General features: G+C 53.0%; 13 protein-coding genes and 1 riboswitch. Of the genes, 3 read left to right on the plus strand and 10 right to left on the minus strand.

The window, feature by feature from the left end; translation table 11 throughout:
• The first annotated feature begins 219 nt into the window (after positions 1–219).
• Positions 220–876, plus strand: a complete 657-nt coding sequence (locus tag NYE74_RS13770) for a copper amine oxidase N-terminal domain-containing protein (protein ID WP_036621166.1) — start codon at positions 220–222, stop codon at positions 874–876.
• A gap of 508 nt (positions 877–1,384) precedes the next feature.
• On the opposite strand, the gene thiH is transcribed toward NYE74_RS13770, so the two are convergent.
• The 4 genes from thiH to NYE74_RS13790 are packed head-to-tail and all read right to left on the minus strand — an operon-like array spanning position 1,385 to position 4,138.
• Positions 1,385–2,497 (minus strand): 2-iminoacetate synthase ThiH, encoded by a 1,113-nt coding sequence (thiH, locus tag NYE74_RS13775; protein WP_341004863.1) that lies wholly within the window; start codon positions 2,495–2,497, stop codon positions 1,385–1,387.
• Positions 2,484–3,278: a thiazole synthase gene (locus tag NYE74_RS13780; protein WP_036621172.1), complete on the minus strand. Its 795-nt coding sequence runs from the start codon at positions 3,276–3,278 to the stop codon at positions 2,484–2,486. Before NYE74_RS13780 ends, thiH begins: the two co-directional genes overlap by 14 nt.
• Before the next feature lie 5 nt (positions 3,279–3,283).
• The gene (gene thiS / locus NYE74_RS13785; RefSeq protein WP_051985359.1) at positions 3,284–3,490 is read right to left on the minus strand and encodes a sulfur carrier protein ThiS; all 207 of its coding nucleotides are present in this window, start codon (positions 3,488–3,490) and stop codon (positions 3,284–3,286) included.
• A 12-nt stretch (positions 3,491–3,502) separates the two neighbouring features.
• On the minus strand, positions 3,503–4,138 hold the full coding sequence (locus NYE74_RS13790; RefSeq protein WP_115311163.1) for a thiamine phosphate synthase: 636 nt from the start codon (positions 4,136–4,138) through the stop codon (positions 3,503–3,505).
• 475 nt (positions 4,139–4,613) lie between these two features.
• A riboswitch (TPP riboswitch) is annotated at positions 4,614–4,714 on the minus strand.
• A gap of 175 nt (positions 4,715–4,889) precedes the next feature.
• Here NYE74_RS13790 and NYE74_RS13795 point away from each other — a divergent pair.
• On the plus strand, positions 4,890–6,203 hold the full coding sequence (locus NYE74_RS13795) for a hypothetical protein (protein ID WP_051985360.1): 1,314 nt from the start codon (positions 4,890–4,892) through the stop codon (positions 6,201–6,203).
• Between the two features lie 70 nt (positions 6,204–6,273).
• Here the strand turns inward: NYE74_RS13795 and NYE74_RS13800 are convergent, their stop codons facing one another.
• The 5 genes from NYE74_RS13800 to NYE74_RS13820 all read right to left on the minus strand — a co-directional run bounded on the left by NYE74_RS13800 (position 6,274) and on the right by NYE74_RS13820 (position 11,729).
• Positions 6,274–7,554, minus strand: a complete 1,281-nt coding sequence (locus NYE74_RS13800) for an apiosidase-like domain-containing protein (protein ID WP_213511004.1) — start codon at positions 7,552–7,554, stop codon at positions 6,274–6,276.
• 90 nt (positions 7,555–7,644) lie between these two features.
• Complete coding sequence (locus NYE74_RS13805) at positions 7,645–8,949, minus strand: PTS sugar transporter subunit IIC (protein ID WP_036621176.1); 1,305 nt, start codon at positions 8,947–8,949, stop codon at positions 7,645–7,647.
• A 77-nt stretch (positions 8,950–9,026) separates the two neighbouring features.
• Entirely contained in the window at positions 9,027–9,326 is a 300-nt protein-coding gene (locus NYE74_RS13810; RefSeq protein WP_036621177.1) for a PTS sugar transporter subunit IIB, read from the minus strand.
• A 44-nt stretch (positions 9,327–9,370) separates the two neighbouring features.
• Positions 9,371–9,685, minus strand: a complete 315-nt coding sequence (locus tag NYE74_RS13815) for a PTS lactose/cellobiose transporter subunit IIA (protein WP_036621178.1) — start codon at positions 9,683–9,685, stop codon at positions 9,371–9,373.
• Positions 9,686–9,782: 97 nt separating this feature from the next.
• Entirely contained in the window at positions 9,783–11,729 is a 1,947-nt protein-coding gene (locus tag NYE74_RS13820; protein ID WP_036621180.1) for a BglG family transcription antiterminator, read from the minus strand.
• Positions 11,730–12,174: 445 nt separating this feature from the next.
• On the opposite strand from NYE74_RS13820, the gene NYE74_RS13825 reads away from it, so the two are divergent.
• Positions 12,175–13,107: an FUSC family protein gene (locus NYE74_RS13825; RefSeq protein WP_036621181.1), complete on the plus strand. Its 933-nt coding sequence runs from the start codon at positions 12,175–12,177 to the stop codon at positions 13,105–13,107.
• A gap of 17 nt (positions 13,108–13,124) precedes the next feature.
• Here the strand turns inward: NYE74_RS13825 and NYE74_RS13830 are convergent, their stop codons facing one another.
• A complete protein-coding gene (locus tag NYE74_RS13830; RefSeq protein WP_240534113.1) occupies positions 13,125–14,501 on the minus strand; it encodes an N-acyl-D-glucosamine 2-epimerase in 1,377 nt (458 codons plus the stop codon).
• Between the last annotated feature and the right edge of the window lie 54 nt (positions 14,502–14,555).

The following is a 14,555-nucleotide window of genomic DNA, read 5'->3' on the forward strand; positions in this document are numbered from 1 at the left end:
GTTGCCATGACGCTTATTTCACCTAAATCCGGCTATTTTTGCGTAGATTCGGGCAAATAACAACGCTCGCAACCGTTAGAATTTAGAATAGGTCTTTTTTTGGAAAATAGCCGCTGCTACAACCGTAAAATTTCCGGTCAGCTTTAGCTAGAAGCGGTATTCGGCTGACCAGGTCTATGTTACTATTAATTAGGAAAAATTATCCGGGAGGTAGAATTCATGAAAAAGCGTATTGTTGTCTTGAGTATGGCGATCATGATGGTCGCGGCAAGCGCGGCCCCTGCTGGTGCGCATCCGGGCCGTACGGATTCCAAAGGAGGCCATACGTGCCGGACCAACTGTGAGAAGTGGGGGCTGGAGTACGGGGAATACCATTATCATAATGGCGGAGGGTCAAGCTCCAAGTCCGGCAGCAGCAAGGCCGGCAGCAGTAAATCCGGGTCAAGTACAAAAAGCAGTTCTACTTCAAAGAAAAAGCCGGCGAGTAAGAAAACGGCCGGCAAGCCTGCCGCTCCCGCCTATCAAACGACAAATTTGACGTTGAAAGTAAACGGCGAACAGGTGCCAATGGAGCATTCTCCCATCATGATTCAAAATACGAACCTCGTCCCTCTGCGCGAATTGGCCAAAAGTTTGGGGGCGTCAACGACTTGGGATCCCGATTCCCAAACGATCGGCGTCTCCAAAGACGATAATAAGATCACATTGACCATCGGAAGCGCGACGGTGTTCTATAATGGTGCCCAAGAGACGATCAGCGCCGCCCCGAAGATCATCGAAGGTGTTACTTATGTCCCGGCGCAAGCCGTTGCCAAAGGATTAAAAGCAAACTTAAGCTACGATAAGGAGTCGGAGGTTTTGGACATATCCCTGTGATCTTAAACCATAAGCACATGGGTCGGACGATATACCGGTTCAACCGTGGGAGTATTAATATCCTGCCAGGTGAGGTGCTAAATGACAAGGGAGAGGTTGTACGTAAACGAACATAAATGCAGTTTTGCGGTGTTGCTGTATATTAATCAGAACATATCATTTAAGATAAATAAGGAGCCGTGCGGGTAACACGACTCCTTGCAAAGTACCCGCTTTTAAGGGCGGAGGCTCGTTTAACCGTGGAAGTTAGGCTCCCAGGTCGTCAAATCCAAGGGGGCCTACTTCTTTTTTTTAAGTAGGTAAGTAAAGCGAGAAGATTATACCATGGATTATATGAGGCAGTCTCGTCACGGGCTGCTGCTTTTTCTATCTCTCAACCTAAATAAGTTGAACTATAGAACAGGACAAGTGGATTTCTACTTTAATAAAATTAGGTTAATAATAAGAAATCCGGGAACAACAACGATCGGAAGAACATTTCACCCGCCTGCCTCTATCCGTCCAAATTTTAGTTTAACTTATATAGAATCTCCCAATCTTTAAAAACCGGCTGCAGCCCGTTTTCATACAGCATCTCGCGAATCTCCGGCACGCTGCGTCCGTCCGAGATTTCAAATTGCGGCGTTCCTCCCGTATGGGTGTGGCCTCCAACCGCCGTGGACACGCCCGCCGACATCTTGGTCACCCCGAGATGCACAAGTTTATCGCGCAATAGAGCGGGTTCTCTGCTGGACAAGGTGATGCCGGCCCGGGGCAAAAAGAGCCGATACGCCGCTATAATCTGCACCAGCGCCCTGTCCGAAACTTCCGATTCCGGATGAAAGTCTCCCAGAAAAGGGCGGAATCTCGGGATCGACAAGCTGATCTCGCAGTCGGGGTACTTCTGCTGAAGATAATCGGCATGCAGCGCCGTAATAAACGCCTCCTGCCGCCAATCATATAAGCCGAGCAGAGCGCCGATATTTACGGAACGAAATCCCGCTGCACAGCCGCGCTCCGGCGCGTCGATGCGGTTTTTAAAATTACGCTTGGGGCCTTTAATATGCAGCTTCCCGTATGTTCCCCGATGATAAACCTCCTGAAAGACGGTTAAACTGTCAACTCCCGCCTCGGCGAGCTCCCTGTATTCGGTGACGGACATCGGATTCACTTCAATGCCGAGCGAAGCAAAATGCCCGCGCAAAACCTTGACGCAATCCTTAATATAGCTGACCGGAGAGTCTTTGCGCGATTCGCCGGTTAGCAGCAAAATATGGCGGATGCCGGTAGAGGCGATCGCGGCCGCTTCCTGTTCGACTTCTTGCATATCCAATTTCCTGCGCGGAAAATCGTAGATAGAACTAAAGCTGCAATATTCGCAGTGATTCACGCAGAAATCGGACACATACATCGGGGTAAACAGCTGTACGGTATGACCGAACTGGCTCCGGGTCACCTGCCGGGCCATCTGCGCCATCTCCTCCAGGTGCTTTCCGGACGCCGGGGACAGCAAAACGAGCAGATCCTCTTCATTTATTCTTCGCTTTGCCAGCACCCGCTTAATATCCGCAGCGGAATATTGCGGCCAGCGCTCCTGAAAGGAAAACTGTTCCAACGACAATAGTTTGTTATAAAAACTCACTTGTCCGCTCCTCTTCGTCCAGGAAACCGGTTAATGGGGAGGAGGCAACCGCTTCTTGCTGCACCGGGCCCAATCCCGCCAGATAGGCCTGTCTGCCCGCCGCTACCGCACCGCGGAACGCTTCCGCCATGCCAAGCGGATCGCGCGCGGTGGCGATCGCCGTGTTCAGTAAGACGGCAGCGGCTCCCATTTCCATCGCTTCCGCCGCTTCCGAAGGCCGGCCGATGCCGGCGTCCACGATGACAGGCAGCCCCGCTTCTTCGATCATCATGCCGATCAGCTCTTTGGTGCGCAGGCCCCGGTTGCTGCCGATCGGGGAACCCAGCGGCATGACCGCCACGGCTCCCGCATCCCTTAGCCGGAAGGAAGCCGTCAGATCCGGGTTCATATACGGGAACACGGCGAATCCCTCGGCGGCCAGCACTTCCGTGGCTCTGATCGTCTCCATATTGTCCGGGAGCAGGTATCTTTGATCATTAATCACCTCTAATTTGATCCAATGGCCCATGTCCGCCGCCCGGGCAAGCCGGGCGATCCGGATGGCCTCATCGGCGCTACGGGCGCCGGAAGTGTTCGGCAAAAGCGTCATATGCGGCGGGATATGGTGAAGGAGATTTTCCTCCTCCCAGTCCGGGTTAACCCGCCTTAACGCTACAGTAATCACTTCCGCTCCCGACCTTGCGATCACTTCGGGAATCAGCGTGTTGCGGTTATATTTGCCGGTTCCGATAAATACTCGGCTGGACAACGCCTTGCCGCCAATGTGAAATACATCTTCCATGCTTATCAGCCTCCTCCTACAAAATGTACAAGCTCGATGCGATCACCCTCGGCCAGCCGGGTATTGGCATACGCCTCTTTTCGGACAACCGTCCCGTTCAGCTCAATCAAAATTTTTTCCTTATTCCACGGGCTGTCAGCCAATAAATCGTCCACCGTAACGCAATCTTCTTTCAGCAGGGTGTCTTTGCCATTTAGATGTACCTGCAACATTTTCACCTCCTCTCAGGGCCACGCGGCATGGATGGCGTCACGATAGGATTTGGCGTGCGCCGCTGGGTCCGCGGCAGAGTGGAGGCCGGACAGGACGGCAATGCCTTGTGCACCGTTTCGGATGACATCCCCCGCATTATCCGGCCGTATTCCTCCGATGGCAATGACCGGAACCGGGCAGCGAGCGCAGACCTCGGCCAGCATGTTAAGCCCGCGCCCGGGAAGGCCGGGTTTGCTGGATGAATCATAGACATGGCCAAAAAGACAGTAATCCGCTCCCTCACTCGCGGCCTGAGCTGCTTCTTCGGCAGAATGCACGGAACATCCGATTCGCATTCCTTGGGCAAGAGAGCGTACGGAAGCTGCCGGAAGACTGTGGCCCGCCAGTTGAATATTTGCCGCTCCCGCGGCCAGCGCAACATCCAGCCGGTCGTTGATGACGATTTTTTCCAGCGGTACTCCCGCTTGGCGCAGCAGCTTCACCAGCTCGAACTGCTTTTTGGCCGAAAGCTGCTTATCGCGCAAATGAATGTAATCGACATAAGGAAGAACAGCCGCCGCAACGCTCAGCAGCTCATGGCTCTTGATTCCCTCGGCCGATATAAGATGAAGTTCAGGCGCAGCATAAGCTGGGTGACGGTTCATCATGCGGATATCACTCCCAGTTCCATTATTCAATGCTAAAAATAAAGGCTTAACCTAGAAATCGCTGCTTGACAGGCGATTGCCGGAACGACCGGGGCAGCGTCGGCCTTCAAAATAGCGGCTCTTTATGTACTTATTTCGGGAATCCAAGCCTGTTCATCTCCGTTAGCGGCATTTTAAGTACTTATTTTTCTATGAATGGTCCGGAACACGGGCATTTCCTTGCGGCGGGGGAAGATAGAGGCATAAATTTACTCTATTTCTCCTAAATGAACAGATATCATCGGACTAAGGCCATTTTGTATCCTTATTTTTTCAGGAGCTCGAGTTTCTTGGGCAGCCCTGGTTTCTGGCTATTCGATTGTTTTGCCAAGCGCCGTTTTTGGTGGTTAGCCAAAATAAACGCCAAAAAACCGCCCTCCTTCAGGAGGGCGGCTAAGAACAATAACGGGAAATAAGCCATGACAGGCATCAATCCATTCTTAACTCTCCACTTCCCTACGCAGGTATTAACCGGTTCAGGTTCAAAGGGTCCGAATTTGCATTCGTCTCAGCCTTGCGGCACCCCTAGTGTCGATCGATATTGAATTGTTTTATTTTAATATACACTATACATGCTTAACCAGAAAATAACAATTATAAATTTAAATAATAAAATGAATATTTCGGACTATCAACGCCTTTGCTAAAATATCCGATAAATGAATCGTCAGTAAATTTTAGTAAATTTTCTAATGAAGGAGAAAATGAAGAAATGAAACGGAAAATTACGGTGTTCATTGCAGTGCTTGCTATTATGCTGCTTGGCCAAAATGCGCTTGGATCAGCCTCTGCCCAAGATATCGGTTCGATGATGGGGGGCGGTAATTTCACCGATGGCAGTACGACACAAACCAAACGTTTTGAGGGGCTTAACGCTATCGGGGCCGGAATGGCCCGCGTCAACGTGTACCCCCAATATTATTATGCGAATGGTACGCCAACTCCCGAACGGCTCGACAAGATGATGCTTCAAGCCTACAAATACGGAATTACGCCGATGATCCTGTTCGAATACTACGGTTCTTATGCGGACAATGGATTGCCGATCGGCGACTACGATAAATGGTACAGTATCGGCCAGGCTTTCGCCGAACGTTTCCGTCCAAACGGAACATGGGCCCAGAAGAGCGGCATACAGGACTGGGGGATTAGCATTTATACGGCGATCAACGAGCCCGATGTGGAAAATGCGATCTCCAAAACGGATTATCACAATGCGCTTGAAGGTTTGGCGGACGGTGTGCATTCGGTCGATCCGTCCCTGAAAGTAAATCCCGGCGGATTTGCCAGAGCGAATTCGCACAGTGATTTTACCCTTAGAGGTTACGGGCCGGCGATCGCCGATTTGTATAATTCCGGCAAACTCGACGGTATCGATTTGCATACCTACTACGATGTTCAATACGCGCCTATAAAGGGAACTTACAAACATTCTGCACAGAACAACTTTGATTCCGTCAAAAAGGCTTCCGGCATTACGGCGGATATCCACTTTTACTCGACGGAGTTCAACTTCAAGAAACGCGCGATCACCGAAGAAGAAGCGGCCAAAGGCTTTCTGACGGCGATTTGGGATAATCTCGGGGTCGTGAAAAATGACGGCCAAACCCCGGCCACCCAATTTGCGTTTCCGTGGTGCCTCTTTAATTCGACGACCGCCGACGGTTATTACGGTTTAAGTCTGAGCGCGGATTCGTGGGTGCCGACGGCTCGGGGCAAAACGCTGGAGTACGTGATCCGAGCGACAAGAGGGATGTCGTTTGCTTCGCTCGATCCCAAGCAAAGCGGAGAATATGTGCTTAGCGGAAACGGCAAATGGATGTGGGTGTGGCAGAACCTGAATTATTGGACCGATCATAGCGGCGGCTCCTTTACCATTGATGGCTTGCCGGACGGGACTTACAAGCTGGAAGTTATCGGCTGGGACGGAGTAAGGGAGACGATCCCGATCTCCGGTGAAGCTTCTTATACCGTCAGCGGTTTGGCCGAAGGGGAAACTTATATGTTTGTGGCTTATACGAAGTAATTTGCAAGTTATGATAATAAATAGAAGAACCGTGTTGAGCACGGCTCTTCTCGTTCAATAGATGGGAATATCATTTTTTGCTGCCGATCAACAAAACATCCGCTTCGAATTCGTGCATTTCAATGATCGTGATGTTCTCGCGGACGGTAACCTGAGGGACCGCGAATCGCCGGTGCTCCAGGTCGATAAGCGTAAATTCGTAGCCGCCGAGGTCGGCATCCAGCTTCAGCACGGTGTTGACCGGCACATAAACGGCCATCTTGCCGAGGCCGGCGGTGGCGGCCGCGCGGATTTCTTCCGTGTTCTTCAGCACAATATTCCAGGGGCGCAGATCGGCCAAGCCGTATAGCTCAAACAGCCGTTTGGCAAACCCGTAATCCCAGGCTCCTTCAAATTTTAGCGCGGACCGCCAATCGTAAGGGCTGTCGAAGCCTTCGCCGGTCACGCCGAAGCGCCGGCCTTTTTGATGCCAGCTCCAGATACCGTGCGCCCCGTAAGTCACACCCGCTGCGGCCCCGGAAAGCAGGCTTTGCCAGGCGGCTTTGCGGACATCGGCCCGGGTAAAGCGGCCGTAAACCCGGCGGCTGTAGCCCATCTGTTCATAGCAGGGTTCGGAATTGATGACCGGCCGGGTCGCAGGCTTATTGTAAAATTCCTGGGCCAACGTATACGCCGTTGCTTGAAATTGCGAATTGTGGCCGGACTGGTACATATAGAAATCGAGATCGGGATTGCCGGAAAATTCATCGGGCAACATCGCCAGTCTGCCTTGAATATGCAGCGTGGTCAAACACTGCGGACTATGCTGCTTCACGGTGCGCAGCGCGGTCAAGTAATATTGGTTGGCGCGTTCGGAGGGAAAGTCGGTATCTCCGCTGATCACATAGATCGGGTAATATTTAGAAAACCGGTTGGCCGCATAGCGGACGTAGGACTCTACCGCTTCCAGCGGCATTTTCTTCTCTTCCCGCAGCTTGGCAGCCCAGGTGTCCGGGATATAATTGCACCATAACAGGACAAGCGCGGGGACAAAACCTCTGTCTACCGCCATTTGCACCATCGTTTCCGCCCTGTCGAAATAGGATTCGTTGAATTCGAAAAAATTGTAACTCCCGTCCGCATCGCTGGCGAAAGGCTCATACTTTAGCTCACTGCCGCTGGCATCCCATTGCCGCAGCAAATTCATCTGCAGCACATTAAAGCCTTGCTGCTTGCGGTAATCCAGATAGTAGGCCCATTCCTCCAGGGTAATGTTGGTAAATGCGCTCCAGACGGTATCGGCCAAATAGAAAAAAGGCGTGTCCTCATGCACGAAATAACGTTTGTTTGCGGATATTCCAAGTTTGATCATAGGCTATCGCTCCAGCTATCGTAATGGCGAAAAACGGCGGATGGTGTAAATTGCCCGCCGTTTTTCGTTTTGTTCCTCTTTATAATACTATTATAGGGAAACCGGACTTACTGTGGCTACGTCGGACCCTTCTTGCTTATTTTTTTCCTCGGCTGCGCGTTCTTTATTCAAGAGCTGTTTGTCCAGCGCCCGGAAGAACGGATAGTAAATCAGCATGCAAATCGGAACCAGCACCAGCTGCGCTGCGGCCAATTTCCAGCTGCCCTCAATAAAACCAAGCGCAACAATAGGTGTGCCAAACGGCGGATAAATTCCAATCGGCGCCGGCAACAGGCCGACCGTAGTCGCCGCGTATCCAAGCACCGCGCACACAAGCGGAGCCGCCACAAACGGAATGGCCAATATAGGATTCAATACGACCGGAATCCCGAAGATCAGCGGTTCGTGAATCGAGAAGAAGGTTCCCGGAAGGCCCAGCTTGCCGATGGTGCGCAGCTGCTTGCTTTTGGCCATAAACACCAGCAGCAGGGCAAACCCCAGCATCGGCGCATAGTTGCAGAAGATGGACCAGAAAGCGACGCCGATAATGTTCGGCAGCGGAGCTCCGGCTTGAAACGCTTCGAGATTGGCCAAGTCCAGGCTCATCCAAATCGGCTTCACGATCGCCAGGATAACGATGGCCCCATGAATGCCGAACATCCACAGCGCCTGCATAATCAGCACGGCGATAATCAAGGCTCCAAGCGATCCGCCGAGTCCTTCCAGCGGTACCTGCAAATACGTGTAAATAAATTCATGGACCGTGCCGAAAGACGTTTGCATGAACAGTCCGGCTACAACGACGAACACCAGAGCCACCAGAATGGCGGGAATCAGTCCGGAAAAGGTTTTAACCACGGTTGGCGGAACACTGTCCGGCATTTTAAGCGTCCAATTGCGGTCGACGATCCAGATATACAGGCGCGCGGCGAGCAGGCCGACGATCATGGCGACGAATAATCCTTGCGCCCCCAGCCATTGCAGCGGCAACGCCCGCACCGTATCAAAAGTCTGTACGGGGGTGACGATTAAAAATGAGAGCAAGGCGGTAGCCGCGGGAAGCAGCGGGTCTTTGTCGAAAGCTTGAGCCAGCCTGTAGGCGATGAAGAACACCGCATATAATGCGATAATCCCGGTGGTCATCGTCGAGGCCAGACCGATAATGCCCTTCACCGGGGCGATGAAGTTCTGATAAGGCTCCCACGCCAGCGCGGAGAAAAGCGTGGCGAAGGCGCCGATGATCAAGAAGGGAAGGGTGGACATCAGCCCGTTGGAAATGGCGCTCATGTAACGGTTTTGCTGAATTTTCCCGGCCGCTCTTTGCAGTTTGTGCGAGAACTTTGGTTGATTGTTCATAAATTTTCAACTCCTGCTCAAGGCTTCATAATGAGATGCTGGAGAACGCTTCCATTTGTGCGGATTAAGCGCTTGCCTCAAAGGGCCAAAGCGTCGGCAAGCACTTTTTCCCCGTTCATCATCCCGTAGTCCATCGTATTAATAACGCTTACTTTGATGCCTTGGGGTTCATATTTTGCTTTGAAATCGCCTTCCAGATAACCGACCTGCGGTCCGATGAGCAGGACATCCGTCTTGTCCGCGTACTCTTTAAAGGAACTTTCGGAAGTGGCTCTGATTTCGACCTCCAGGTTTTGCGCCTCTGCGGCCTTTTTCATCTTCTGCACAAGCATGCTCGTCGACATTCCCGCTGCGCAAACCAATGTAATTTGTTTCATGTTGTTTCCTCCTTAACCGTTGCAAGTTTTAGCGTGTTTTCTTTTCATCGGCGGTCCAGTTTGTTGTAAAGGTCCACGATATGTTCGGCCAAGTCCCGGATCGTGATCGCCGACATCAGATGATCCTGCGCATGTACCATCAGCAGCGTGACCTCATGGGAGGTCCCGTCCGCTTCCGATTGGATCAAACGGGTTTGCGCCTTATGCGCTTTGACCAGTTCGGCTTTGCCTTCATTCAGACATTCCGCGGCTTGCTCCGCTTGACCCCGTTGGGCCAGACGGATGGCTTCCATCGCCTTGCTCTTGGCGACGCCTGCGTTTGTAATGATCTCCATAATGATTTCCTGGTACTCATCCACTGCTATCACCTCGTAGTATGTCTCTGTCTCTTGCAACTTCAGTGTATCCGATTACATTCAACTTCTGTATGCATTCCTTTTCCGCTGCTAGCGGAAATCAGCTGTTATGTCTCATAAGGACTCGGGCGAATTCATCATAGGCATCGCAAGCCAGCATCTGCTGGACGATTTCCGGATCATCCACGATCCTCATCAAATGGTCGTACATGGCCGTCGGGGGTTCCTCGCCGTTCTTGTCTATGCTGAGCAAGCAGATGAACTGCACGGGCTTGCCGCCCCAGGCAATGGGTTGCTTCAGGGTGCAAACCGCCCATACGGTGCCGTCGCTTTGCGGAATGATCGGATGGGGGATGGCCACTAAATTTCCATAGGCGGTGGGCGCGGCATGTTCGCGCTCCAGGACCAGTCCGATGAAGCCCTCGGCGGAAGCGATCAAGCCGGCCGCATGGATGCGTCTTCCCAGAAACGAAATAACTTCCTCCTTGCTCGCGAAGCTTTGTTTCAGAAAGACAAGGTCTTCCCGAATATAGTGAAGAGGGTGCTCTTCTGCGCCGTTTAGCAGGGCTTCTATTTTATCCATATCGCCTGTACCGAGCAAGGTTTGAACCACGACGACCGGAACCGGCAGCGTCTGCGGAATAGGCACCGTGCTGACGACGAAATCGACTGCTTGCAGCGGAAACTGCGAAAGCTTGTAGTATGGGGTCGTTCCCGCCACTTCAAGCCGGGCCCCAAACGTGTTTTGCAATTTATATTGAAGCAGGCGCGCGCTGCCAACCCCGGAAGTGCAGACTACAAGGCAGCGCTTGGGTCCGCAGCTTATTCGTTTGCGTTCCAGGGCGGCGCCGACGTGAATCGCTAAAAATCCCATCTCCGCTTCCGGAATCGCAATATTCAGTTTGCTTTCAATGAATTTGGCGGCGATGACTCCGGCTTGAAAGGCTAGCGGATAGTTGGTTTTCACATGGTCCAGCAGCGGATTGCGAATGTTCATCCCGTATTTCACCCGATTCAGCGCCGGTTTCAGATGCAGGCAAACGCCCATCAGCAGCTCGGAATCATGGCCGAGGTTTAAATTCAAGTCCCGGTCGATTTCGGCCAGAATGCTTTTTCCCAGTTCATAGATTTGCGCATCCAGCAGCTTGTCCGGCGTTATATTCTCGGTTTGCTGATCTTTGATCCCCGTAAGCCATTTATTTCCGGCCAGATGCAGGGAGATATAGGCGACTTCGGTTTCCGGAAAAACGATATCCAATGCTTCCCCGATTAGCGCCACGATTTGCTCAGCGGCCCTATATTCCCCGCTGCTGCGGATATCCGCGATTTCCGCCGAAGGCATGGTTACCTGGTTGCCGTCGCGGATTCGCTTACAGGCGATCGCTATATGAACGACCAAGTTGCTGAAGGCCACATCGGAAAGGGTTACGCCAAACTTTTGAATCTGTTCCAGAACGATTCCGCGGATCAGGGTCATCTCTCCGGGCGCGAGTATGCGCGGCGCGTTGTCCAATCCGCCGATTTGCTCGCCGCTTGAACGGTTGATGATAAATTCGGACATGCAAAAGCGCAGACGCATTTCATCGCCTTTGAGTCTGATGCCGTAATTGGGGCGTGCATCGATCGAGATTCCGTAATTCTTAAGTGTTCGCTTGACCTCTTTAAAATCATTATTCAGGGTGGAGCGGCTTACAAACAGTTCTTCGGCCAAATCCTCCAGCTTTAAAAAATGATCCGCAATCAGGAGCCGCCTGATGATATGCATTTGACGATATTCGGGGGAGGCGGGATCATTGGGTTCGTTTACGATGAACAACTGCTGCAGCAGATCGCGGAAAGCGCGGTTATCCGCTATTTTAAGCGCGTATCCCCTTGACCGAACAGGCTCAATGGCTGCCCCGTGCTTGTTCAAAAAATCATCCAGCTCCCGAATATCGCTGCGAATCGTTCGTGAACTGACTTGAATCAATTTGGCAAGATACTCGCTTTTGACAGGAGCGTCGGAAACCAGCAAATGCTGGAGAATGGAAACCATGCGTGCATTCATTTCAAGAGGCAGCTCCTTTCCTGCGGAATTTTTTTTCATGTGATTATTAAGTGTAAATTTAGCTTGTTATTCACGAAGTTTATATAAATATAAGCATGAGTGCTGTGTTTATTCGATATTACTATGTCATTTAGCAAAAGAGCAAGAAGTTTCAATTTAAAAAGTTTATATGTTCATTGATTAATTTTAGTAATTTATTTAGTTTGAGCCGAATCTAATTGTTTTCTGCTTCGGGAAGAGATAAAAGTAACGGCGCTATAGGGTTTTTCAATGCCTTATATCGCCGTAGTTTCGCAATAGACTAAAAAATGCCGGATTTTCATGAAATATTCTGAAAATGGCCGGAAAAATATCCTTGAACGCTCTTTTCCCCGCGGTTTATAGTTGAAGCGATATAAGACATTCTATATAATACGGGTCTGAGTTTAACTAGGGGTTGATTGGATTGAAATGGGTCATTGGATTGCGCAATGTGAAGACGGGGATTGCGATCTTCATCTGTTTAATCGTGTCCAAGCTTCTGCACTTGGAGTATCCTTTTTACGCGGCGATCGCGACCATTATTTCGATGGAAAATTCGGTGACCAATTCGTTTAAAGCGGGCAAACACCGCACGATGGGGACGTTTATCGGCGCGATCGTCGGCGCCGGCTTCGCTTTTCTCGAGCCGCGGAACGCGTTTTACTGCGCCATCGGGGTCATGGTGGTGATCTACATTTGCAATCTGCTGAAATGGAACAAGTCGGTTTCGATCGCGTGCATCGTATTTCTGGCCATTATGCTTAATCTAAAAACGGGCGAAAATCCGCTTGCTTACGGGTTTCACCGGATTACGGACACGCTGATCGGGATCGCCGTCGCGGTCATCGTCAATTACGTCGTGTTTCCGCCCAGGCATGAAGTCAGCCTGAACAAAGCGCGCAAAGAGCTGGCCAAACGGATGGCCGAAATGTTCGAGCAGATGGCCGAGCACGGAGAAGAACCCGACTTAAAAAGCCTTCGTTCCCAGCTCAGCAGCCTGGAGAATTATTATCAGCTGTGCAAATACGAGTTCCATCTCAAAAAAGATCTCAGCGCCACGATGGACCAGATCGGCGAGGAGATCGAGTCGTACCGGCGTATTTACGAGCATTTTATCATTTTGCGGCGGCTGATTGACGAGCATCGCTTGAAGCTGGAGCCGGATGGCCGCGTTGAATCCGATGCGGCGGAACGAAGCCGAACCGGGGAGGCAGAAAACGGAATGGAAGCCGGCGCGGCCCCGGCGGTCGTGTACGATTATCACATGAAATGGATTTACGATGAAATGCAGAAGCTCGGACTGCCCGTTCCGCTTAAAGAGCTGATTCGGTGGGCGGGCGGCCTTAGCGAAAGCTAGTATGGGCACCGCTTGCCCTAGCGCAGTCCGGGCACGACGATGCTGCAGTCGCTCAGGTTTGCCGGACAGCCGGGCACAAGCCAGCGGCCGGGCGTATCCCGGACCCCGCGAATGTCTGCGGTGAACGGTTCCGCGGGGAAAAGATCCGAGCGCAGCGTCACCGACTGGCCGTCGGCGGCGGCGCTCAAATCGGGGAGGGCCGCCGGTTCCCCCTGCGAGGAACGGATCCGGTAATGCTCCGTCCGCTCCGCCGACGCGGCGTCGATCCGCTTGTTGAAATCGATGCGCACGCTGTCCCTTCCGAGCCGGGTCGCCTTTACCGCCCGGGGCGGCTCCTCATACATCCACCCGCCGATGGAATATTCGTAGGCGGTCCAGGAGGCGTAGCCGAGCGCTTTCGCCGTTTCGGCGAACCGCCGCATCCACGCTGCGCTTCGCCGCATTTGGCGCAGCGAGCCGATATCGGTCTGCAGCGCGAGCGGCAGCTCCGGATACAGGCGGCGCAGCGGTTCGGCGAACGCGCGGTAGCGCCGGGCATAATCGGCGGGCAGACGCCGGCGCATCCAGTCGGGCCAATGGGTCTGCAGCACGTGCAGGTCGGGTCTGACGGCGGCGATCATCTCTCCGGCGTCGATGCCCTGCAGCTCGCGCACGGCGCCGACCGGGTCCCGGCCCGCATCGACGGCGATGGACCACGTCGCGATGCGCAGCTCCGGCCGCGCCTCGCGGATACCGCCGGGGCCGTTCACAAGCCGGGCAAGAAAGCGGTTGACCGCGTGGACGCGGAATTCCACCCACGCGCGGTAACGCGCCCGGTCTTTTTTGTAATAGGCCGGGGAGGTGCGATGCACGAATTCCGGAGGAAGCATTCCGCTGTAGGAGCGGAATGCGGCTAGAGCCAGCGGGCCGACATCCCCGTACGTTCCGGTTGCCAGACCGTCCCACTCCGGGAAATACGCCTCGGCGATTTCCAGCCCGTCGAACGGGTGCTCTTGCGCGAGACGGACCAAGGCCTGCCGTTTCCAATCGAGGTAACCCTCGCTATGAGGCGAGAGGCGGGTATAGCCGTCCTTGGCCGGCTTCAGCAGCTCCATGCGCCAGCGCTCCCAGCCGGCCGGCAAATGGCCGGTGACGTACGTGCCGTTGCCCAGCGTCATCGCCCAGACGAACAAGCCGTGGCGCTTCAGCGCTTCCACCAGCCTCCCGTCTACCCGGTCCTCCCGCGTAACGAAATAGCGGACGGAGCGGTATCCGGCCTGCTTCAGCTCCCGTGCCACGCTGTCCGCCGAGCGGTCCCGGTAATACGCAAACGCCGGATCGATTTGAATGGAAGGCCCGAGCCAATCCGCTTTCCGCATTCGTTCTTCACCGTCCCTCCCGGGCCGGGACCGCACAGCACAAGTCCCAAACCCGTTTTGTCGTTTGTTTTCATGGTAATGGGATTGGAG

It is taken from the genome of Paenibacillus sp. FSL P4-0127 (assembly GCF_038007325.1).
Taxonomy (GTDB): domain Bacteria; phylum Bacillota; class Bacilli; order Paenibacillales; family Paenibacillaceae; genus Fontibacillus; species Fontibacillus macerans.